The organism is Lysobacter sp. CA199 (genome assembly GCF_052078715.1).
Lineage (GTDB): Bacteria > Pseudomonadota > Gammaproteobacteria > Xanthomonadales > Xanthomonadaceae > Lysobacter.
On the sequence record NZ_JBQJIL010000024.1, the window covers coordinates 1 to 20,580 of the forward strand.

Here is a 20,580-nt window from a genome sequence, read left to right on the forward strand (position 1 = left end):
ATCTTACAGCATCGTTTCAAGCCGTCAACCACCTGCCCAAACCGCTGCCTTCCGCGCGTCCCTGCGACCGAACAACCGGTCAGCGGGGCCGCGCATTATGCAGATGCGCATGGGGTTGGGGAAGGGGGTCGGGCAGGAAATGAATGGGGAATCGTCGATGGGGTGCTTGCGGACGGATTCGGCAAGGTCGTGAGGGCTGTAGAGCGCCCTCACTCCGCCCCTCTCCCGCAAGCAGGAGAGGGGGGCAGCGGCATTTGGTGGGCGGTGCGTCAGCCTGCGATCAGCCGGACCCGGACGAAGTTGCGCCTGCCCACGGCGAGCACGCCCTCGAAACCGGGCGCGAACACCTGCTGCGGGTCTTCGACCACGTTGCCGTCCACTTTGACCGCGCGTTCCTTGAGCTTGCGATTGCCTTCGCCATTGCTCGGGGTGAGCCCGGCTGCCACCAACAGCGCTGCGATGCGCAGACCCTCGGCCGGAACGGCCACATCGGTCAGCGGCAAAGAGGTGATATCGCCTTCGCCACGCACCGCCGCATTCCAGCCGGCGACCGCGATATCGGCCGCTCCGGCGCCATGGAAGCGCGCCGCCAGTTCGCGCGCCAGACGCAGCTTGAGATCGCGCGGGTTGAGCTGGCCGGCCTCGATCTCCTGCTTCAGCCGCGCGGCCTCGGCGATGCCGATCTCGAAGCTCAGCAGATCGATCCAGCGCCACATCAGCACGTCGTCGATCTTCATGGTCTTGGTGACGATGTCGATCGCCGGCTCGTTGATGCCAATGTAGTTGCCCAGCGACTTGGACATCTTGTTGACGCCGTCCAGGCCCTCCAGCAGCGGCATGGTCAGCACGATCTGCGGCGGCTGGCCGTGATGTTCCTGCAGGCCGCGGCCCATCAACAGATTGAACTTCTGATCGGTGCCGCCGAGTTCGACGTCGCACTGCAGCGCCACCGAATCGTAGCCCTGCACCAGCGGATACAGGAATTCATGGATCGCGATCGACTGCTGGGCCGCATAGCGCTTGGCGAAATCGTCGCGCTCGAGCATGCGCGCCACGGTGTGCTGGCCGGCCAGACGGATCATGTCGGCGGCGGCCATCTTGCCGAACCATTCGGAATTGAAGCGAACCTCGGTGCGTTCGCGATCGAGCACCTTGAACACCTGCTCGGCGTACGTCTCGGCATTGGCCAGCACGTCTTCGCGGGTCAGCGGCTTGCGGGTGACGTTCTTGCCGCTGGGGTCGCCGATCATTCCGGTGAAGTCGCCGATCAGGAAGATCACCTGATGCCCCAGATCCTGGAACTGGCGCATCTTGTTGAGCAACACGGTGTGGCCCAGGTGCAGATCGGGCGCGGTGGGATCGAAACCGGCCTTGATCCGCAGCGGGCGACCGCCAGCTTTCGCGGAGGCGGTCAACCGGGCTTCGAGCTCCTCGCGCTTGAGGATTTCGTCGGCGCCGCGGGCGATCAGATCGAGGGCTTCTTGTACGGGGGGGGACGCGCTGTTCAAAGGCTGGACTCGGGTACGGCCGCGGCCGGTTTTGTTAACACCGTCACGGATTCAGGTTAATTGAGAGTTAAACGAAACTGTACTGGTCGGTGGCGAAAAACCCCATTCAGCTCAAGGGTTTGACGCGTACTGCTCGCGTGTCTATGGTAACGCCGCTACGTAGCCTTCACACCTCGCGCGAGGGATCCATCCATGACAGTACCCGAGCAGGCTTCCAGTGTGGGCGCCGAACGACGCGAACGCCTGAAAGCCCTGCGCGAAGCGGCCTTGAAACGGCCGGTACTGGCGCGCCATCTGTCGGACGGCTTCAACGGCCGCTGGACAGGGCGCCAATGGGTGCAGGCCGGCCTGTTCGCGACCCTGGGCATGATGGTCGCCGCGATCGTCCCCGGTTTCAGCCAGTCCACCGCGTCGGTGCGCGCGCATGAGCCGCGCCAGTCGCTGGCCCTGGCGTTGCCGCCGCTGACCCTGGCCCGGCTCAAGGGCGAAACCGGCGACAGCTGGCAGTTGGTCCGGGTCAATCGCGGCCAGACCTTGGGCTCGGTGTTCAAGGACATGGACATCCCGACGTCCACGATGCACCAGATTCTCGAGCAGCCGGGCGCGAAAGAGGCCCTGATGCGGATGAAGCCGGGCACCGAGCTCGGTTTCGACATGCCGGTCAACGGCGCGCTGCGCACGTTCCGCTACGACAAGGACGACAGTCACCGGGTCGAGCTGAGCATCGCCGGCGACACGATCACTCAGAAGGTCATCAATCGTCCGACCGAAAACCGCACCGTGGTGCTCAGCGGCAAGGTCGGCAAGTCCTTGTTCCGTTCGGCGCGCAAGGTTGGCCTGACCGCGGCCAACATCAACACGCTGACCGACGACATCTTCAAGTACGACATCGACTTCAACGAAGACGTCGGCGCCGAGGACCGTTTCAGCGTGGTGGTCGAGCAGACCTGGCGCGAAGGCGAGTTGCTCAAGACCGGTCCGGTGCTGGCGGCGACGTTCACCAGCGACGGCAAGCTGCACACCGGTTTCCGTTTCGAGCGCGGCGGCAAGGCCGAGTACTTCACCGGCGACGGCCGTCCGCTGAAGAAGAGCTTCATCCGCATGCCGATTCCGTATGCGCGCCTGACCTCGGGCTTCGGCTCGCGCCGGCATCCGGTGCTCGGCAAGATCCGCATGCATGCCGGCGTGGATTATGCCGCCGGCACCGGCACGCCGATCATGGCCGCCGGCGATGCGCGCGTGCAGTTCATCGGCTGGAAGGGCGGTTACGGCCGCGCGGTGATTCTCGACCACGGCCGCGGCTACACCACGCTGTACGGCCACATGTCGAACTTCAGCAAGGTCAAGCCGGGTCAGCGCATCGCCCAGGGCACGGTGATCGGTTATGTCGGCAGCTCGGGGCTGGCGACCGGCCCGCATCTTCACTACGAATTCCGTATCAACGGCGTGCACCGCAATCCGCTGTCGGTGACCATGCCGCCGCCGGAGCCGCTGGGCGGCGTCGCGCTGGCGCAGTTCCGCCAGCAGACCGGCGTGGCGCTGGCGCGCATCCGTCAGGTCGAGAACATCATCTACGCCGATACCGGCCCGGCGCCTGCTCCCGCAGCCCCGGCTAAAGCCGTGGCGGTGGCGAAGAAGAAGACCACGCGGGCCTGAGCGGCGCGCGATGATCGAACGGAAAGGCCTCTTCGGAGGCCTTTTTCGTTTTTGAACGGTTGAGGTGAGTCGCTCGCTGCAGGAGCGGCGCGAGCCGCGACCGCGACATCGCAGATACGGCGTAAGCGCGGTCTCACGGTCGCGGCTCGCGCCGCTCCTACAGGGAGCATCCGAGGCTTCACGCACGCTGGCGTCGAACGGCCGGATGCGGGAGCATCGAAGCGGTTCTGGATGGACACTTATTCGTGGCTGAGGATTCTTCGATCCCGTCGGCCACTGGCGCGGGTAAACCGGCTTCAGGCCTTAGGAGTCAACGTCGTGGCTGAGAATTCTTCGATCCCGTCGGCCACTGACGCGGGTAAACCGGCTTCAGGCCTTTATCTTGGACTGATCTCCGGCACCAGCGCCGACGGCATCGATGCGGCGCTGGTGCATTTCGAAGCGGGCGTCGAGCCGACTCGCTGCTCGCTGCTGCGCGGTCGCACCTATGCCTGGGAAGGCGCGCTGCGCGAACGCCTGGTGGCGCTGGGCCAGGGTGGCGATGCGCGTTCGCTGGAAGAGTTGGGCACGCTGGATATCCAGGTCGCCGAAGCCTTCGCCGATGCGGCGCTCGCGTTGATCGACGAGGCAGGCGTGCCGGCGCATGAGGTCTCGGCGATCGGTTCGCACGGGCAGACCCTGCGCCATCGCCCGACCGGGGCCGGTTTCGATGGGCGCCATCCCTTCACTTGGCAGATCGGCGACGGCGCGGTGATCGCCGAGCGCACCAGCATCGCCACGGTCGCCGATTTCCGACGCCGCGATGTCGCCGCCGGCGGCCACGGTGCGCCGCTGATGCCGGCCTTCCACGCCGCACTGCTGCATTCCGACACCGAGGATCGCGCCGCGCTCAATCTCGGCGGTATCGCCAATTTCACCCTGTTGCCCGTGCACGGCGCGGTGCGCGGTTTCGACACCGGTCCGGCCAACTGCCTGATGGATGCCTGGATCTTGCGGCATCTGGGCCAGGCCTTCGATGCCGACGGCGCGTTCGCCGCGCAGGGTCGGATCGACGCCGGGTTGCTGGCGCGGCTGCTGGACGAACCCTGGTTCGCGCAGCCGCCACCCAAGAGCACCGGCCGCGAGCAGTTCCATCTGGACTGGGTGGATGCGCGTCTGAGCGGGCACGAGCGGCCGCAGGACGTGCAGGCCAGCTTGCTCGAACTCAGCGCGATCACCATCGCCGAGGCCTTGCGCGCGCATCAGCCGGCGACCCGCCGGGTGCTGGCCTGCGGCGGCGGCGTACGCAATCGCGCCCTGCTCGAACGGCTGGCGGTGCACCTGCCCGGCGTCGCGATCGAGTCGACCGCGGCCTATGGCCTGGACCCGGACTTCGTCGAAGCCATGGGCTTCGCCTGGCTGGCGCGGCAGACCCTGGCCGGGTTGCCCGGCAATCTGCCCAGCGTGACCGGTGCGCGTGGTCTGCGGGTATTGGGAACGGTGCATCCGGCGGCTTGAGTGGGGCTTGCGACCCAAACGAGGTTCTTCCGCTCATGGGCTTGCGTGCACAATCCGGGCCTGCGACGGGCCGTGGAAGGTCGCGGTCGCGGCTTGCGCCGCTCCTACCCCGCGCGCCGAACAGGCTCCTGTAGGAGCGGCGCAAGCCGCGACCGCGGCACCGCATCCACCTCGTCACCCCCACGCGGCTACACCACCAGCCCCGAAGATCGGCTCAAGCCGAATCGTTGCGGGGGCGGAATTCTTCCAGCAATTCCAGGCTGCTCAGATCGGGACCGGTCACGCGCTTGGCCGGGGCGTCCTTGGGGTCGGCGCGGCCGATCAAGGAGAAGCCAGGGTCGCTGGGAATCCCTTCGAGCGCCGCGATCGCCTCCTGCAGGGCGCCGGCGTCGTTATCGCTGAAACGACCGACCATTTCCGCCTCGACCACGAACAATCCGCTCTCGAGCAGGTGCAGGGCCGTGCGCTGCAAACTCCAGCCGCGCGTCTCCGCGACCCGGCGCAGGCGGTCGGACAAGACGGGGTCCAAGTTGTGCAGGATGATGTCGGTCACTTGTTAACAAATTGCACCGTTCGCGTGTCGTTCGCAACACAAAAGTGGCGAAAACACGTTCAGGAACGTCACTGCCGCTCTCGTCCGCACAGCGCGGGCGCCCCTGCGAGCGGCAGGCTCAACTCGGCGCCGACTGTACCAGCGGCGGCTTGCGCACGGCCAGCACGATGCACAGCAGCAGCGCCGGAATGCCGATCAGCGCGGTGCCGACGAAGAACAGCGCATAGGCATCGAGCAGGCTGTGGTCGACCGCCAGACGCTCGACCGCGACCCCGGACATGCCCTTGAGGAACTTGCCCGGCAGGGCATAGAAGGAACTCAGCAGAGCGTACTGGGTGGCGGTGTAGCCGACATTGGTCAGGCTGGACATATAGCCGACCAGGGCCACGCCGGCGAAGCCGTTGCTGAAATTGTCGATCGCCATGACCACCGCGAACACGGTCGGATCGCCGCCGTGCATGGCCAGGTAGGCGAAGGCCAGGTTGGAGCCCGGACCCAGCACCGCGCCGGCCAGCAGCACCGGCACGAAGCCGAACCGCACCGCGCCCACGCCGGCCGCGGCGATGCCGACGATGGTGGCGATCAAGCCGATCGAGCCGCGCACCGCACCGACGGTTTCCTTAGCCATGCCCAGATCGGCGTAGAACGGATTGGCCATCGGCCCGAACACGAAATCCGGCAGGCGGTACAGGCTGATCGCCACCAGCATCAACAGCGCCCATTGGCCGTGGGTGCGCAGGAACATCAACAGCGGGCCGACCACCGCATCGAAGAAGCGCAGCAGCGGGCGCACCAGCGGACGCGACCAAGTCGCCTCGGGCACCGGCCGGCCGTCGTTGGATCGCCGCAACAGCAACCAGACCGCCAGCGGCACGCCCGCCGCGAACACGGCGTCGCGATAGTTCCAGTCGACATCCCACAGGTTGTGCGCGACGACCAGATAAGCCAACGCGAGCGCGCCGATCAGCAGCGCGGCCAGCCAGCGCAGCACCATCGCGTCGGACACGCCGAGCTTTTCCTCGGCCGGGTCCACGATCTCGAGCACGGCCTCGGCGGCGGCCGCGCGGGTCTCGCGCGCCAGCAACACCGCCACCACGCCCAGGCTCAGCAGCAGCGCCATGATCTCGTAGGAAACCACCCAGCCCACTCGCGCGGCCAGGATCAGGATCAGCGAATCGGTGACCAGCAGCGCCGCGCGATAACCCAACAAGCCACTGGCGGTAAGCAGGCTCTGTTGCTCCGCATTCTCCGCACTCTCAATGCGCCAAGCATCGATGACGATGTCCTGCGTCGCCGACGCGAACGCCACCACCAGCGCCAGCACGCCGAACACCAACAAGTGATTCAGCGCCACGCCGCCCAACACCAGTTGCCCTTTCTGCGGCTCGACCAGGGCCATGCCGAGCAAGGCCGCGCTGGCGACCAACTGCGACAACAGCATCCAGCCGCGACGCCGGCCCAGCCAGCGCCCCAGCAACGGCGCGTCGAGCTTGTCGACCAGCGGCGCCCACAGGAATTTCAGCGAGTACGCCAGGCCGACCCAGGACAGAAAACCGATCGTCGACAACTCGATCGCGTTCTCGCGCATCCAGAAACCCAGGGTGTTGCCGACCAGATAAAGCGGAATGCCCGAGCTGAAGCCGAGCAACAACATCACCAGGACCTTGCGCTCGCTCAGATTGGCCAGCACCAACCGCCAGCCGGTGCGCGCCGGCTTCGCCGCCGCGCCTGCAACCGAGGCGCCGGCCTCAGAGGTCATAGTCGACGGTGAACGGCGCGTGGTCGGAGAACCTCGGTGCTTTCAGGATCGAGCAGCCGCGCAATTTGTCGCGCAGGTTCGGGGTGGCGAGCTGGTAGTCGATCCGCCAACCCACGTCGTTGGCGCGCGCCGCGCCGCGATTGCTCCACCAGGTGTAATCCTGGCCCTCGGCGCGCAGCGCGCGGTAGGTGTCGATCCAGCCGGTGTCGTCGCCGCACACACCGTTGATCCAGTCGCGTTCGGGCGGCAGGCAGCCGGAGTTCTTCTGATTGCTGGTCCAGTTCTTGATGTCCAGGCGGCTGCGCACGATGTTCCAGTCGCCGCACAGCACGTACTGTCGGCCGCTGGCCAGCCATTCGTCCAGAATCGGCTTGAGCCAGTCCATGACTTCGAACTTGAAGCCCTGGCGCAGCTCGCCGGAAGAACCCGATGGGATATAGAACGAAACCACGCTGAGGTTGCCGAAGCGCGCTTCGATGTAGCGGCCCTCGTCGTCGAACGGCGCCCAGCCCAGTGCGGTGCGCACCTCGTCGGGTTCGCGCTTGGCGTAGATCGCCACGCCGCTGTAGCCCTTCTTGGTGATCGCGTCGCGAAAGAAGGCCCGGTAGCCGTCGGGCAGGAAGGCCGGACCGGCGAGCTGATGCTCCTGGGCCTTGGTCTCCTGCACGCACAGCACGTCGGCGTTCTGGGTCTTGAACCAGTCGAAGAAACCTTTGGTCGCCGCCGAGCGCAGGCCGTTGGCGTTGAAGCTGATGATGCGCATGCGCGCTCCGGGACACGAAGTGCGCACGATCATAGCAACGGCCGGGCGCCGGGTATCATGCCGGACATGACCGTAGCGACCGACAGCCCAGGCCGGGCGCCCCGCCCCGCCGCAGCGCCCGTGAGCGTGAGCGTGGTGTCGCCGATGCTGGCGCCGGCGGTGCGCGCGCTGCAGGTCGCGCCGGAGCAGTTGCAGTTCGTCGGCGACACCGCCTACAACCTGGACCAGACCCGGTTGGACCCGAACAGCGAAGCCATGGCGGTATTGGCCGGCGAGCGCGTGGTCGGCTTCTACCGGTTGGATTTCAGCGTCGCCGCGATCGCCGGACGACCGCTGGGCGAGCCCAGCGTCGGCCTGCGCGCCTACGTGATCGACCGGCGCGAGCAGGGCCGCGGCTACGGCAGCGCGGCGATGCTGGCCTGCGCCGAAGATCTGCGCCGCCGCTACCCCGACCGCCGCCTGCTGGCGCTGACCGTCAACGTGCGCAACCGCTCGGCTTACGGGGCCTACCTCAAGGCCGGGTTCGCCGACACCGGCGAGCTCTACCACGGCGGTTCGGCCGGTCCGCAGCACCTGATGCTGCTGCGGCTGGCGCCCTCCTCCTCCTCCCCCGACCATCCGCTGCCATGACCGACCACCGCACCCGCTTCCTGCAACTCGCGCTCCAGGCCGACGCCCTGCGCTTCGGCGAGTTCACCCTCAAATCCGGCCGGGTCAGCCCGTACTTCTTCAATGCCGGGCGCTTCGATTCCGGGGCGATGCTGGCGGGATTGGCCAGTTGCTATGCGGATGCGATCCAGGCCCATGGCCTGGACTTCGACCTGCTGTTCGGCCCGGCCTACAAGGGCATTCCGCTGGCGACCGCGCTGGGCTGCGAGTACGCGCGCCGCGGTCGCGACTTGCCGCTGGCGTTCAATCGCAAGGAGGCCAAGAGCCATGGCGAGGGCGGCCAGCTGATCGGCGCGCCGCTGGCCGGGCACCGGGTGCTGATCGTCGACGACGTGATCACCGCCGGCACCGCGATCCGCGAAGCCCTGGGTCTGATCGGCGAGGCCGGCGGCACCGTGGCCGGCATCGTCATCGCGCTGGACCGCCAGGAAGCCGTGGACCCTGAACAATCCCGACGCTCGGCGGCAGAAACTGTCGCAAACGAGCACCATCTTCCGGTGATCGCGATCGCCACCCTCGACGATCTGCTGAGCTTCACCGGCGAAAGCACGGAGTTTTCCAACCAGCGCGAGCGGCTGCTAGCCTACCGTTCGGCCTACGGGCGCAGCGCGGAAGGCTGAACGCGTCGCGCCATGCAGGCCCCGCGCCGCCATCGCGTGGCGCGGACCCGCATCGAAACGTGATGTACCGCACATAGAGGAGGCAGACCATGGCCCGACTCTTGCGTCATGCCTTGCCGACAGAACCTTCGGTTCGCCGGCGAGAACGCGACATGAAAGCACTTCACAGATTGTTGGCCGGCGCGGTGCTGTTCGCGCTCGTCGCGCCGCTCGCGCTCGCCCAGGACGCCACGAAGAAGAAGCTGTACTGCTGGAACGAAGCCGGCCGCAAGGTCTGCGGCGACGCCCTGCCGGCGCACGCGGTGGACAGCGCGCGCACCGAGATCAGCGCCAAGAGCGGGTTGGCCACCGCCCGGGTCGACCGGGCGCTGACCGCCGAGGAACGCGTCGCCGCGCTGGACGCCGAACGCGCCGCCCGCCGCGAGGCCCTGGCCGAGGAGGCGCGCAAGCGCCGCGACCGCGCCATGGCCGAGTCGTATGCGACCGAACAGGATCTGCGCAAGTCCTTCCAGGAGCGGATCGTGCTGCTGGAAGAGACGGTCAAGGCCTCGCAGCTCGGCATCGAGGGCCGCCGTCAGACTCTGCTGAGCCTGCTGCGCAAGGCCGGCGAAGCCGAGTTGAGCAACAAGCCGGTCGGCAAGGTGTTGGCCGACAACATCCGCAACCAGCACGACGAGCTGCTGCATCAGCAGGAATCGCTCAAGGAGCAGCTGCTCGAACGCAGCAGCGCCGACCAGGACTTGGCGACGGCGCTGGAGCGGTATCACGTGCTGAAGTCGGCCAAGCCGGGGCGGGGTTGAGTGGGGCCCCGGGCTTAGGGGCTTAGGGCTGAGATCGCCGGTTCCTACCGTCATTCCCGCGAAGGCGGGAATCCAGGGACTTTCGTGCGAGAGCGCCTGAAGTCTCTGGATTCCCGCCTTCGCGGGAATGACGGGCTGGAGAGATGGCGCTGAAGCCTCTAGATGTTCGGCTCCGCCGAAGTAAAGCAGAATCCGCCTTCGCGGGAATGACGGCCTGGGCAGACGACGCCGGAGACTCTGCGCTTTAACGAGCATCGCAGCATCGGCCCCGCCAACAAAAAACGCCGCGGCAAGCCGCGGCGTTTTTGCATTCGCAGATCGACTTCGCCGATCAGAACGGCAACGCCAAATCCGGCTTGATCGCATGCAACTGGACGCGGAACGCGGCCTGGATGCGCTCCATCGCCTCGTGGGTGTCGGCGTCGAAACGCATCACCAGGACCGGCGTGGTGTTGGAGGCGCGCACCAGGCCCCAGCCGTCGGGGAAGTCCACCCGCAAGCCGTCGATGGTCGACAGGCGCGCGCCTTCGAACGAGGCCTGCTCGCGGAAACGCTCGACGAAGCTGTGCGGGTCGCCGTCGGGCGCGTCGACTTTGATTTCCGCGGTCGAGATGCCGTTGGGCAGTGCGTTGAGCGTCTCGGTCGGGGTCTGCGGCTGCGCGGCCAGGATCTCCAGCAGGCGCGCGGCCGCGTAGATGCCGTCGTCGAAGCCGTACCAGCGCTCCTTGAAGAAGAAGTGGCCGCTCATCTCGCCGGCCAGTTCGGCGTCGGTCTCGCGCATCTTGGCCTTGATCAGCGAATGGCCGGTCTTCCACATCAACGGGCTGCCGCCGTGGCGCAGGATATGTCCCGGCAGTCGGCCGGTGCACTTGACGTCGTAGATGATCATCGCGCCCGGGTTGCGCTCGAGCACATCGGCGGCGAACAGCATCAGCAGGCGGTCGGGGAAGATGTTCTGACCGTCGCGGGTGACCACGCCGAGGCGGTCGCCGTCGCCGTCGAAGGCGATGCCCAGGTCCGCGTCCAGGCGCGCGACCATCTTGATCAGGTCGACCAGATTGTGCGGCTCGCTCGGATCGGGATGGTGGTTGGGGAATTCGCCGTCGATCTCGCAGAACAGCGGCGTGACCTCGGCGCCGATCGCGGCCAGCACGCGCGGGCCGATGTCGCCGGCCACGCCGTTGCCGGCATCGACCACCACCTTGAGCGGACGGTCGATCTGGATGTCGGAGGCGATGCGCTGGACGTAGTCCTCGGAAATATCGCGCGGCGTCAGCGTGCCCGGTTCGGCGGCGGTGTGCAGGCGGCCGGCGACGATGCGCTGGTACAGATCGGTGATGGTGGCGCCCGACAGAGTCTCGCCGCCGATCACGATCTTGAAACCGTTGTAGTCCGGCGGGTTGTGGCTGCCGGTGACCGACACGCACGAACCGGCACGCAAGTGATACGCACCGAAGTAGATCACCGGAGTCGGCGCCATGCCGATGTCGATGACGTTGCGGCCGGCCTTGCGCAGGCCTGCGATCAGGCCTTCGATCATCGCCGGACCCGACAGGCGGCCGTCGCGGCCGACCACGATCTCGGTCAGGCCTTGGTCGTGCATCGCCGAGCCGATGGCATGGCCGATCATCTGGGCCACGCCGGGATCCAGGGTCTGGCCGACCACGCCGCGGATGTCGTAGGCACGAAAGATGCCGCCGTCGATGGCCACGGCTCGGGGCGCGGCGCTGGGAGTGTTTTCGCTCACGTGTCCATTCATATCGAGGGGGGAAGCGAGCATGGTCTCAGCCAGCGTCTGAACCGGACCTTCTTCCGACACCGGCTCGACCCCGCCGAAGCGTTGACGCAGACGGACCAGCACGAACGCCAGCACCCCCAGCAGGACCGCGGCGATGAAGCACGGCAGCGCACCCAGGCCGAACGGGCCGCCGGCGATATCGGGCACGGCCGCGGCGACGCGCAGGTCGCTGCCCGGGATCTGAGCCGCCATCGCCTCGGCGCCGTTGTTGAGCGCGGTGTCGCCCCGCTCTACCACGTTGAAGCCGCCCTGGCGCAGGGCCATGTAGCTGCTGCCGGCGACGTCGGCCTTCTCGATGCCGTCGCTGATGCGCTGCAGCGGCAGTTGCACGTAGGCCACGCCGACCAGTCGTTCCTCGACCCGCGCCGGCGCGGCCAGCGCCAGCACCGACTTGCCTGCTTCGCGCACGATCGCCGCCATCGGCTTGTCGGCGACGATCGCCGCCTCCATCGCGCCCAGCCGGCCGTAGCCGCTCTGGGGCAGATTCTCGTAATCCAGACTCAGATCGGGTGGCAGCACCACGCCGGCGCTGGCGCCGGACCAGCCGCGGGTCAGCTCCGCGGATGCGGTCTTGAAGTCGCCGGCCTTCAGCGCTGCCTGCATCGGCGCGCCCTCCAGGCGATCGCGCAGCTGCTTATGCTCCACGCCGAGCGCTTCGTGGGCGCTGGTCACCGCAGCGTCGCGCTCGCGCATCAGATCGCTGCGGCGCGAGGCGTCCAGGTGCTGCTGCACGCCGGCCCAGCCCATCCACAACGCCAACACGCCGCACAGCAAGGCCGCCGGCAACAATACGGGCTTGAGTTGCGCCGCCGATACCTGCGGCTTTTCGAACTTCACATCCACCATACCCAGAGCCCTTCCCCAGTTCTGTCTCGTGTCGCCGGCGCCATCGTCGCGAAAGACGATGCCGGCCAGTCTGCCCTGTCGCGTACGACGCGTACCGTCGACTGCGCCTCGCGACGCGGATCGCGACGTGCGACGCCGTCCGCGGATTCTCAGCTAGATGAATCCCTAGCACGATGCATGCCAGCTGCCTCCCCCAAGGCAACGGGCCGCGCCCGGCAAGCCGGGCTCAACGCACGCCGGTATGGCCGAAGCCGCCCTCGCCGCGCTCGCTGGACTGGAACTGCTCGACCACCTGCAGGGTCGCCCGGACGATCGGCAGCACCATCAACTGGGCGATCCGATCGCCCGGCTGAATCGTAAAAGCCTCGCGGCCGCGATTCCACACGCTGATCAGCAGCGGGCCCTGGTAATCGGCGTCGATCAGGCCGGTGCCGTTGCCGAGCACGATGCCGTGTTTGTGACCCAGGCCCGAACGCGGCAGGATCACTGCGCAAAGGGTCGGGTCGCCCAGATGGATCGCCAGCCCCGAGGGCACCAGCGCCGCGTCGCCCGGATGCAGCACCAGCGATTGATCCAGCGCCGCGCGCAAGTCCAGGCCGGCGCTGGCCGGCGTGGCGTAACTGGGCAGCGGCCATTGCTCGCCGAAACGCGGGTCCAGGATTTTCAGTTCGAGGGTGTGGTTCATCGGATCGAGTGGGTCCAGACACAGAGACGAAAGAAAACAAAGCGCGACGTTGCGACGGCCGCCACCGGCCGATGCCGGCGCGACGGCGGTTCAGCCCGGCGCGGCGGCGTCCAAGGCCACGATCCGCTGCCTGAGCTCGGCCTCGCCGGCCATGAACCGATTGACGTCGTACACCACATAGACCGAGCCCCGGTTCGGCGCGCTCTCGAAGCCGATCGCCGGCAACACTTTTTCGTGCCGGTGAAGCGCGCGCACAACTCGATGGCAATACGTTTTCGCCGGGCCCTTGGGGCCCTGCACGGCGGCGAAGCCATCGCGGATGACGGCGTGGACCGCGTCGAGCACGTCGTCGGTGGTGACGAATATCTTCATCGGCGGCCGGTTCGATCCATGTGTTCGGTCACTCAGGCCGGCCAACGCGTCAGGATCAGGTCGAGCAGTTGGTCGGCCAACTGGGTCTTCGGCGCCGGGCCGAGCGCGCGTTCGCCGTCGGTCCAGTACACGGTCAGTGCGTTGTCGTCGCTCTCGAAGCCGCTGCCGGACACGCCGACGCGATTGGCGGCGATCAGGTCGACGCGCTTTTTCTCCAGCTTGCCACGCGCGTAGAACTCCACGTCGTGGGTCTCGGCGGCGAAACCGACCACCAGGGTCGGGCGCTGCGCGTGCACGGCCACTTCGGCCAGGATGTCGGGCGTGCGCACCAGTTGCAGGGTGAGCTGCTCTTCTTTCTTCTTGATCTTGCCCGGGGCGACCTGGGCCGGCGCATAGTCGGCCACCGCGGCCGCGCCGATATAGGCATCGGCCGGCAGCGCGGCGATCACCGCCTCGCGCATCTGCCGCGCCGAGCGCACGTCCACGCGCTCCACGTCGGCGGGCGTGGCCAGCGAGACCGGTCCGGCGACCAGCACCACCTGGGCGCCACGGCGCGCGGCGGCCTCGGCGACCGCGAAACCCATCTTGCCGCTGCTGCGATTGCCGATGAAACGCACCGGATCGATGTCCTCATAGGTCGGCCCGGCGCTCACCACGATACGGCGGCCGGCGAGGCTGGCGCCGCTCATGCGTTCACCTGCGCCAGCGCGGCGACAATTTCGAGCGGTTCCAGCAGACGGCCGGGGCCGGATTCGGGTTCGGCCATGCGGCCTGAGGCCGGGCCGAGGAAACTCACGCCGCGACTGCGCAAGGTGGCGACGTTGGCCTGGGTGGCCGGATGGCCCCACATGCGGTGATTCATCGCCGGGGCCACGGTTACCGGCGCCTCGGAGGCCAGGCACAAGGTGCTGATCAGATCGTCGGCGAAGCCGTGGGCGAGCTTGGCGATCATGTCGGCGGTGGCCGGCGCGATCACGATTCGCTGCGCCCAGCGCGCCAGTTCGAGATGTCCCATCGCCAACTCGGCGGCCTCGTCCCACAGCGAAGTCCGCACTGGGTGGCCGGACAGCGCCTGGAAGGTCGCCGGACCGACGAAGCGGGTCGCGTTTTCGGTCATCGCCACGCGCACCTGAGCGCCGGCGTCCTGGAGGCGGCGCACCAGATCGGCGGCCTTGTAGGCGGCGATGCCGCCGCACACGCACAGCAAGATGCGTTGGGCGTGCAGCGGCTGGGTTGAGTCTTGCGCCATGTTCGGCCGGGCTCGCTGGTTGCTTCGTACTGGATTGCTTGGTCAAGGCAGGGCGCGCGCGGACCGGGCCGCGGATCGCTGGCTGCAGGGTCCGACGCAGCGCGTGATGCGATCGCGACGGCGCCCGGCAAATCCCTACCCCCGTTCGCGTCACTAGCTTACCCGATGCACCCGTCCGCCCCGATCCCCGCCACGGCGGCCGCGCTTGCACGATACGGCCATGAGAATCCACGAATGGCCCAGCGCGGAAAGGCCGCGCGAAAAACTCCTCGCCCACGGCAGCGGCTCGTTGTCGGATGCCGAACTGCTGGCGCTGATTCTGGGCTCGGGCCTGCGCGGCTTCGATGCGGTCGGCACCGCGCGCCAGTTGCTGGCCGAGCACGGCCCCTTGCGCGACCTGCTCGAACACCCGCCGGCCAAGCTGATGCGCATGCGCGGCATCGGCGCGGCGCGCGCGTGCACCCTCAAGGCGGCGCTCGAACTGGCCGCGCGCTGCCAGTTGGCCGAACTCGAGCGCGGCGCGGCGCTGACCGATCCCGACGCGGCCGGCCGCTACTTCGCACAGCGCCTGCGCGGACTGTCGCACGAGGTATTCGCGGCGATGTTCCTCAACACCCGCCACCGCGTGATCGGCTTCGAGGAGATGTTCCACGGCACCATCGACGGCGCCGAAGTGCACCCGCGCGAGGTGGTGCGGCGCGCCTTGCAGCGCAACGCGGCGGCGGTGATCGTCGGCCACAACCACCCCAGCGGCAACGCCGAGCCCAGCCAGGACGACCGCAACGTGACCCTGCGGCTCAAACAGGCGCTGGAACTGGTCGAGGTCCGCCTGCTCGATCATTTCGTGGTCGGCGACGGCAAACCGGTGTCGATGGCGGCGCGCGGCTGGGTGTGAGGCAGGGCGGGGAATGGGGAACAAGGGGAACGGGGAAGGGTTGGTTGCGTAAGAGGCCGGGGCATAGCCGGCGCCCGCGGCCCCTTTATTTTCGGTCCTCGATCGCTGCGGTCCCGCCGCGCAATCGCCTGGGAACCAGGTAAAATGCGCGGTTCCGTAATGCCCTGCGAATTCCTGTGAAAGCCACCCTTAACGCGCTAGTCGCGCAGGCCATCGACGCCTTGCGCGCCGCCGGCACCGTCCCGGCCGACCTTCCGACGCCCGATTACGTGATCGAGCGTCCCAAGAACCGCGGCCAGGGCGACTTCTCGACCAACGCCGCGATGCTGCTGGCCAAGCCGGCGCGCAGCAATCCGCGCGAAATCGCGCAGAAGCTGCTCGACGCGCTGCCGGCCAGCGCCGACGTCGCCAAGGTCGAAATCGCGGGGCCGGGCTTCATCAACTTCTATATCGACGAAGCGGCCTGGCGCCGCCAGCTCGGCGAGGTCTTCGCCCAGGGCGCCAACTACGGGCGCAACCGCGACGGCGGCGGCCGCCGCGCCGGGGTGGAATACGTCTCGGCCAATCCGACCGGCCCGCTGCATGTCGGCCACGGCCGCGCCGCGGTGATCGGCGACTGCATCGCGCGCGCGCTTCAAGCCAACGGCTGGGACGTGGCGCGCGAGTTCTACTACAACGACGCCGGCGTGCAGATCAACAACCTGGCCATCTCCACCCAGTTGCGCGCGCGCGGCCTCGCGCCGGGCGATGAGGGCTGGCCGGAGAACGCCTACAACGGCGACTACATCGCCGACGTGGCGCGCGCTTATCTCGACGGCGCCACGGTCGAGTTCGAAAACCATTCCGTCACCGGCAAGGGCGACATCGACGATCTCGATGCGATCCGCCAGTTCGCCGTGGCCTATCTGCGCCGCGAGCAGAACGAGGACCTGGCCGCCTACGGCGTGAGCTTCGACGTGTACTTCCTGGAAAGCTCGCTGTATGAGCAGGACAAGGTGGAAGAGACCGTGCGCGAGCTGATCGCCCACGGCCACACCTACGAGGAAGGCGGCGCGTTGTGGCTGCGCTCGACCGATTTCGGCGACGACAAAGACCGCGTCATGCGCAAGTCCGACGGCACCTATACCTATTTCGTGCCGGACGTGGCCTATCACCTGAGCAAGTGGCAGCGCGGCTACGAGCGCGCGATCACCGAGCTCGGCTCGGATCATCATGGTTCGCTCGCGCGCGTGCACGCCGGCCTGCAGGCGCTCGATGCCGGCATCCCGAAAGGCTGGCCGGAGTACGTGCTGCACCAGATGGTCACGGTGATGCGCGGCGGCGAGGAAGTGAAACTGTCCAAGCGCGCCGGCAGTTACTTGACCCTGCGCGATCTGATCGAAGAAGCCGGCCGCGACGCGGTGCGCTGGTTCCTGATCGCGCGCAAGCCCGATTCGCAGCTCACCTTCGACATCGATCTGGCGCGCTCGCAGTCGCTGGACAATCCGGTCTACTACGTCCAGGTCTCGCATGCGCGCATGCACGGCCTGATGCGCCAGCTGGCCGAACGCGGACTGTCCTACGACCAGGCCGATGGCCTGGCCCAGGCGCTGGACCTGAACGACGTCGCCGCGCACGAGCTGATCGTGACCCTGCTGCGCTATCCCGACGTGGTCGCCGCGGCCGGGCGCGACCTGGAACCGCACCAGATCGCGGTTTATCTGCTGGAATTGGCGCAGACCTTCCAGACGTATTACAACGACCACCAGTTCCTGGTCGACGACGCCCCGGTGCGCCACGCGCGACTGGTGTTGGCGATGGCGACCCGCCAGGTCCTGGCGAACGGTCTGGAGCTATTGGGGATCAAAGCCCCGGAGGTGATGTAAGTGGCAGCACGACGCGGAAAATCGCAGGCCAAGCGCAACAACCAGAACAACGACAGCCTGCCCGGCTGGGCCTGGGGCGTGCTCGGCCTGTTGCTGGGAGTCGTGGTGATCCTGGTCGCCCCGAAGTTCCTCAAATCCGACGGCGGCGGCGACGGCTTCTTCCGTCCGCAGCCCAATCCCGACGCGCAGCCGGCCGCGGCGACCGCCGATGAAGAGTCGGTGGCGCCGGAAGGCAACAACGGCGCCAAGCCGGCCGCCGGCGGGTCCGACGCCAAGGCGCCGAAGGCCGGCAAGAACGACAAAGAAGGCACCGACTACGCCTTCTACGACCTGCTGCCGGGCAAGGAGGTGGAGATGAGCGACGCCGAAATCGCCGCCACAGAAGCCGCCGAAGAACAGCGCCGCGCCGCCCAGCAGAAGAAGACGCCGGCCGGGACCGCTGCAACCGTCCCGGCGACCGCCACCGCGCCGGCCACGGCCAGCCTGCCCAAGCCGGTCGACACCATCGCCCCGACGCAACCGCCGGTCCAGGTCGCCAGCGCCACGTCGCCGGCGAACCCGGCCACGACCAAGTCGCCGGCCTTGACCGCGACCCAGGGCCCAGCCCCGACCGCTCCGGCCGCGGCGGCCACCGCGACGGCCGCCGCCAACGACAACACCCCCTACGTGCTTCAGGCCGGCGCCTTCCAGGCCTCCGGCCAGGCCGAGGAGATGAAGGCCAAGATCGCGATGCTCGGCCTGGGGGCGCGGGTGGAATCGGCGCAGATCGGCGGCAAGACGGTCTACCGGGTGCGGATGGGGCCGTACGGCACCGCCGGCGACCTGGCCGACGCCAAGCGCAAGCTCGCCGACGGCGGCCTGCCGGGAATGGCGATCAAGGTGCAGTAAGCCGCCCTCTCGCCTGCGCGACAGCTCATGAAGGCCGGGCCGACAGCCCGGCCTTTTTGTTGCCTATCGGATCACCTGGATCGATCAACCGGGCGTATCGAAAAGCGTCGGGCCTGAAGGCCCTCCCACAAGAGCGCTCCGCCTGTGATGCGCATGCCACCGACCCGGCTTTTGTGGGAGAACTTTCGGGCCCGGCGTTTTCGTTTCCGGCCGCGACGGCCGACCGGAAGCGATCCGCCCCAAGCCGCCGCACGAAGGCTTCGACGAAACCCCGCCCGACCGCCACCGCGCGACGCCGCCGGGCGATGCAACCCGGACGCCCGATTTCGTGCAACCGCGCGTCGGCCCGGTGCTGCCTTCCGACCGGGTCGGCGGCGGCAGCGCGACGCCGGTCACCCTGCGTCGCGGCGGCCAGCCATTAGACTCCGCCGGCTGATAGAAGTCGTTGGGGATGGGATGGACAAGCGCATTCTTCTGGGCTGCCTGAGCGCAGCAGCCATGTTGTTGCTGTTCGGATTGTTCACCAAGCTGCTCGGCTTGGACGCCCGCCAGGCGATCGATACTGGCGCCGGCGCGATCCCCTTGATCGATGTGTTCGCCGCGTTGATCGCCATGGCCATCGGCGGCGCGATCGCGCAACACGCGCACTTCCGCTGGATCGCCCTGCTGCTGATGGTGCTGATGTGGGCCTTGACCTTGTTCGCGGTGGTGTCGATGGCGCTGCCCGACAGTCCGCTGCCGATGCGTACGATGGTCGGCGCGTTGAAGTTCAACGCCGTGGCCATCGTCCTGACCCTGGTCGCCGCGTTCGCCGGCGCCCTGCTGGGCCAACGGCTCGGCGAGCGGCTCGGCCGCCCGCGCGACGGACTCTCGATGCGCTGAGCCGTTCGCCGGGCGTCTGCGCGAACGTCGGTCCTACCGCGTCCGCATTGCCGGCCCCGAAACGAAAAACGGCGGCATCCGCATCGGATGCCGCCGTCGCCGATCGCTTGAACGCCCGCGTATCGCCACGCCGCCGCAGCGACTCTCCGCGGCCCGCATTGCTCAGGCCGCGTCGCTCTCCACCGCCGCGCGCGCGCGCTTGAGCGCGATCAATGCCGAAGTATCGGCCTCGCCGTAGCCGCGCTCAATCAGTTCGGCGTAATCGGCCGCGGCCTGATCGATGGTGTTGGTGCGTATGCCGCTGTCGCGGGCGATACCCTGGACGATGCGCAGATCCTTGAGCATGTGCAGACACTTGAAACCCGGTGCGAACTCGTCGCGCAGCATGGTCAAGCCGCGTTTGTCGAGGAACCAATTGCTGGCAGCGCCGGCCATCAGCGTCGACAACAGGCGCTCGGGCTCCAGGCCCAGCTTTTCGCCGAGCGCCAGGCCTTCGCAGACCGCTTCGTTGATGCCCGCGACCAGAATCTGATTGATCGCCTTGGTCGCCTGGCCCGCGCCGGTGATGCCCATGTGGGTGATGCGCGCGGCGTAGCTGCCGACCACCTCGCTGACCCGTTCGAGCTGCGCCGCGTCGCCGCCGACCATGATCGACAGCTTGCCGTTGCGCGCGCCCTCCACGCCGCCGGACACCGGCGCGTCGAGGAAACCGATGTCGTGCACGGCCAGCATCGCCGCGGCGCGACGCGCGGTTTCGATCGAGACGGTGGAGTGATCGACCACGATCGCGCCGGGCTTGAGCACCTCGGCCAACGCGGCCACGTTCTCCAGCACGTCCGCGTCGAGCGACACGCACAGGATCACCACGTCGCAATCGGCGAAGTTGGCCGCCGAGCGCGCCGAGCGCACTTCCAATTCCGACGCCAACGCGTCGGCCTTGGCCTGGGTGCGGTTGCCGACCGCGGTCAGCACTCCTTTGCCATGCACGTAACGCGCCATCGGCGCGCCCATTGCTCCCAGACCGATCACCCCTGCTTTCATTTCGACCTTCTGCCCGTTCGGGCGTTAAGTGTTACCCAACCATGATGCGGCATCGCCGCGCCGAGCGCGCGACCGATATCGCGAACCGGGCCGCTCGTTCGCGACCGGGCCGATCGCGCGACGACGCGCTTGCGCCCGTCCGCGACCGTGAATCCCCTGTTTATCTTGCCCCGGCGCCAGTGCCCGCCACGTTTCATCAACGCCGCGAGGCCGGCCGCGTGAGCCGGCGAGCGC

18 protein-coding genes and 1 pseudogene are annotated in these 20,580 nt (G+C 67.9%); 10 read left to right on the forward strand and 9 right to left on the reverse strand.

Annotated elements, in window-relative coordinates:
* Window positions 1–269: 269 nt before the first annotated feature.
* Window positions 270–1,508 (reverse strand): tyrosine--tRNA ligase, encoded by a 1,239-nt coding sequence (tyrS, locus tag ACTOWJ_RS28935; protein WP_441338103.1) that lies wholly within the window; start codon window positions 1,506–1,508, stop codon window positions 270–272.
* Window positions 1,509–1,700: 192 nt separating this feature from the next.
* Between tyrS and ACTOWJ_RS28940 the strand changes: the two genes are divergently transcribed.
* Together ACTOWJ_RS28940 and ACTOWJ_RS28945 are read left to right on the forward strand one after the other, a co-directional pair.
* A complete protein-coding gene (locus ACTOWJ_RS28940) occupies window positions 1,701–3,164 on the forward strand; it encodes a peptidoglycan DD-metalloendopeptidase family protein (protein WP_441338104.1) in 1,464 nt (487 codons plus the stop codon).
* A 336-nt stretch (window positions 3,165–3,500) separates the two neighbouring features.
* Complete coding sequence (locus ACTOWJ_RS28945; protein ID WP_441338124.1) at window positions 3,501–4,661, forward strand: anhydro-N-acetylmuramic acid kinase; 1,161 nt, start codon at window positions 3,501–3,503, stop codon at window positions 4,659–4,661.
* Between the two features lie 214 nt (window positions 4,662–4,875).
* Here the strand turns inward: ACTOWJ_RS28945 and ACTOWJ_RS28950 are convergent, their stop codons facing one another.
* The 3 genes from ACTOWJ_RS28950 to ACTOWJ_RS28960 all read right to left on the reverse strand — a co-directional run bounded on the left by ACTOWJ_RS28950 (window position 4,876) and on the right by ACTOWJ_RS28960 (window position 7,736).
* Window positions 4,876–5,214: a hypothetical protein gene (locus ACTOWJ_RS28950; protein WP_441338105.1), complete on the reverse strand. Its 339-nt coding sequence runs from the start codon at window positions 5,212–5,214 to the stop codon at window positions 4,876–4,878.
* A 118-nt stretch (window positions 5,215–5,332) separates the two neighbouring features.
* On the reverse strand, window positions 5,333–6,973 hold the full coding sequence (locus ACTOWJ_RS28955) for an AmpG family muropeptide MFS transporter (RefSeq protein WP_441338106.1): 1,641 nt from the start codon (window positions 6,971–6,973) through the stop codon (window positions 5,333–5,335).
* Complete coding sequence (locus tag ACTOWJ_RS28960) at window positions 6,963–7,736, reverse strand: exodeoxyribonuclease III (RefSeq protein WP_441338107.1); 774 nt, start codon at window positions 7,734–7,736, stop codon at window positions 6,963–6,965. The genes ACTOWJ_RS28955 and ACTOWJ_RS28960 overlap by 11 nt, the downstream gene beginning before the upstream one ends.
* Window positions 7,737–7,856: 120 nt before the next feature.
* Between ACTOWJ_RS28960 and ACTOWJ_RS28965 the strand changes: the two genes are divergently transcribed.
* The 3 genes from ACTOWJ_RS28965 (at window position 7,857) to ACTOWJ_RS28975 (ending at window position 9,825) form a co-directional block, all read left to right on the forward strand.
* Window positions 7,857–8,366 carry a GNAT family N-acetyltransferase gene (locus ACTOWJ_RS28965; RefSeq protein WP_441338108.1) on the forward strand — a complete coding sequence of 170 codons (510 nt, stop codon included), beginning with the start codon at window positions 7,857–7,859 and terminating at the stop codon, window positions 8,364–8,366.
* The gene (gene pyrE, locus ACTOWJ_RS28970) at window positions 8,363–9,025 is read left to right on the forward strand and encodes an orotate phosphoribosyltransferase (RefSeq protein ID WP_441338109.1); all 663 of its coding nucleotides are present in this window, start codon (window positions 8,363–8,365) and stop codon (window positions 9,023–9,025) included. Before ACTOWJ_RS28965 ends, pyrE begins: the two co-directional genes overlap by 4 nt.
* A 152-nt stretch (window positions 9,026–9,177) precedes the next feature.
* Window positions 9,178–9,825 (forward strand): hypothetical protein, encoded by a 648-nt coding sequence (locus ACTOWJ_RS28975; protein ID WP_441338110.1) that lies wholly within the window; start codon window positions 9,178–9,180, stop codon window positions 9,823–9,825.
* A gap of 331 nt (window positions 9,826–10,156) precedes the next feature.
* On the opposite strand, the gene ACTOWJ_RS28980 is transcribed toward ACTOWJ_RS28975, so the two are convergent.
* The 4 genes and pseudogenes from ACTOWJ_RS28980 to coaBC form a co-directional block, all read right to left on the reverse strand.
* Window positions 10,157–12,469, reverse strand: coding sequence for a phosphomannomutase/phosphoglucomutase (locus ACTOWJ_RS28980; protein WP_441338111.1), 2,313 nt, complete (start codon window positions 12,467–12,469; stop codon window positions 10,157–10,159).
* A 226-nt stretch (window positions 12,470–12,695) separates the two neighbouring features.
* Entirely contained in the window at window positions 12,696–13,154 is a 459-nt protein-coding gene (dut, locus tag ACTOWJ_RS28985; RefSeq protein ID WP_441338112.1) for a dUTP diphosphatase, read from the reverse strand.
* Between the two features lie 90 nt (window positions 13,155–13,244).
* On the reverse strand, window positions 13,245–13,571 hold the full coding sequence (locus ACTOWJ_RS28990; RefSeq protein WP_441338113.1) for a hypothetical protein: 327 nt from the start codon (window positions 13,569–13,571) through the stop codon (window positions 13,245–13,247).
* Window positions 13,559–14,775, reverse strand: a pseudogene (coaBC, locus tag ACTOWJ_RS28995) (bifunctional phosphopantothenoylcysteine decarboxylase/phosphopantothenate--cysteine ligase CoaBC). Before coaBC ends, ACTOWJ_RS28990 begins: the two are co-directional and overlap by 13 nt.
* Before the next feature lie 220 nt (window positions 14,776–14,995).
* On the opposite strand from coaBC, the gene radC reads away from it, so the two are divergent.
* From radC to ACTOWJ_RS29020, 5 genes are all read left to right on the forward strand, one after another.
* Complete coding sequence (gene radC / locus ACTOWJ_RS29000) at window positions 14,996–15,670, forward strand: RadC family protein (RefSeq protein WP_441338114.1); 675 nt, start codon at window positions 14,996–14,998, stop codon at window positions 15,668–15,670.
* A 176-nt stretch (window positions 15,671–15,846) separates the two neighbouring features.
* On the forward strand, window positions 15,847–17,535 hold the full coding sequence (gene argS, locus ACTOWJ_RS29005; protein WP_441338115.1) for an arginine--tRNA ligase: 1,689 nt from the start codon (window positions 15,847–15,849) through the stop codon (window positions 17,533–17,535).
* Window positions 17,536–18,423 (forward strand): SPOR domain-containing protein, encoded by an 888-nt coding sequence (locus ACTOWJ_RS29010; RefSeq protein WP_441338116.1) that lies wholly within the window; start codon window positions 17,536–17,538, stop codon window positions 18,421–18,423.
* Between the two features lie 79 nt (window positions 18,424–18,502).
* The gene (locus ACTOWJ_RS29015) at window positions 18,503–18,571 is read left to right on the forward strand and encodes a DUF6053 domain-containing protein (RefSeq protein WP_441338125.1); all 69 of its coding nucleotides are present in this window, start codon (window positions 18,503–18,505) and stop codon (window positions 18,569–18,571) included.
* A gap of 308 nt (window positions 18,572–18,879) precedes the next feature.
* Complete coding sequence (locus tag ACTOWJ_RS29020) at window positions 18,880–19,305, forward strand: hypothetical protein (RefSeq protein ID WP_441338117.1); 426 nt, start codon at window positions 18,880–18,882, stop codon at window positions 19,303–19,305.
* Between the two features lie 162 nt (window positions 19,306–19,467).
* Here the strand turns inward: ACTOWJ_RS29020 and ACTOWJ_RS29025 are convergent, their stop codons facing one another.
* On the reverse strand, window positions 19,468–20,346 hold the full coding sequence (locus ACTOWJ_RS29025) for an NAD(P)-dependent oxidoreductase (protein WP_441338118.1): 879 nt from the start codon (window positions 20,344–20,346) through the stop codon (window positions 19,468–19,470).
* Window positions 20,347–20,580 lie beyond the last annotated feature (234 nt).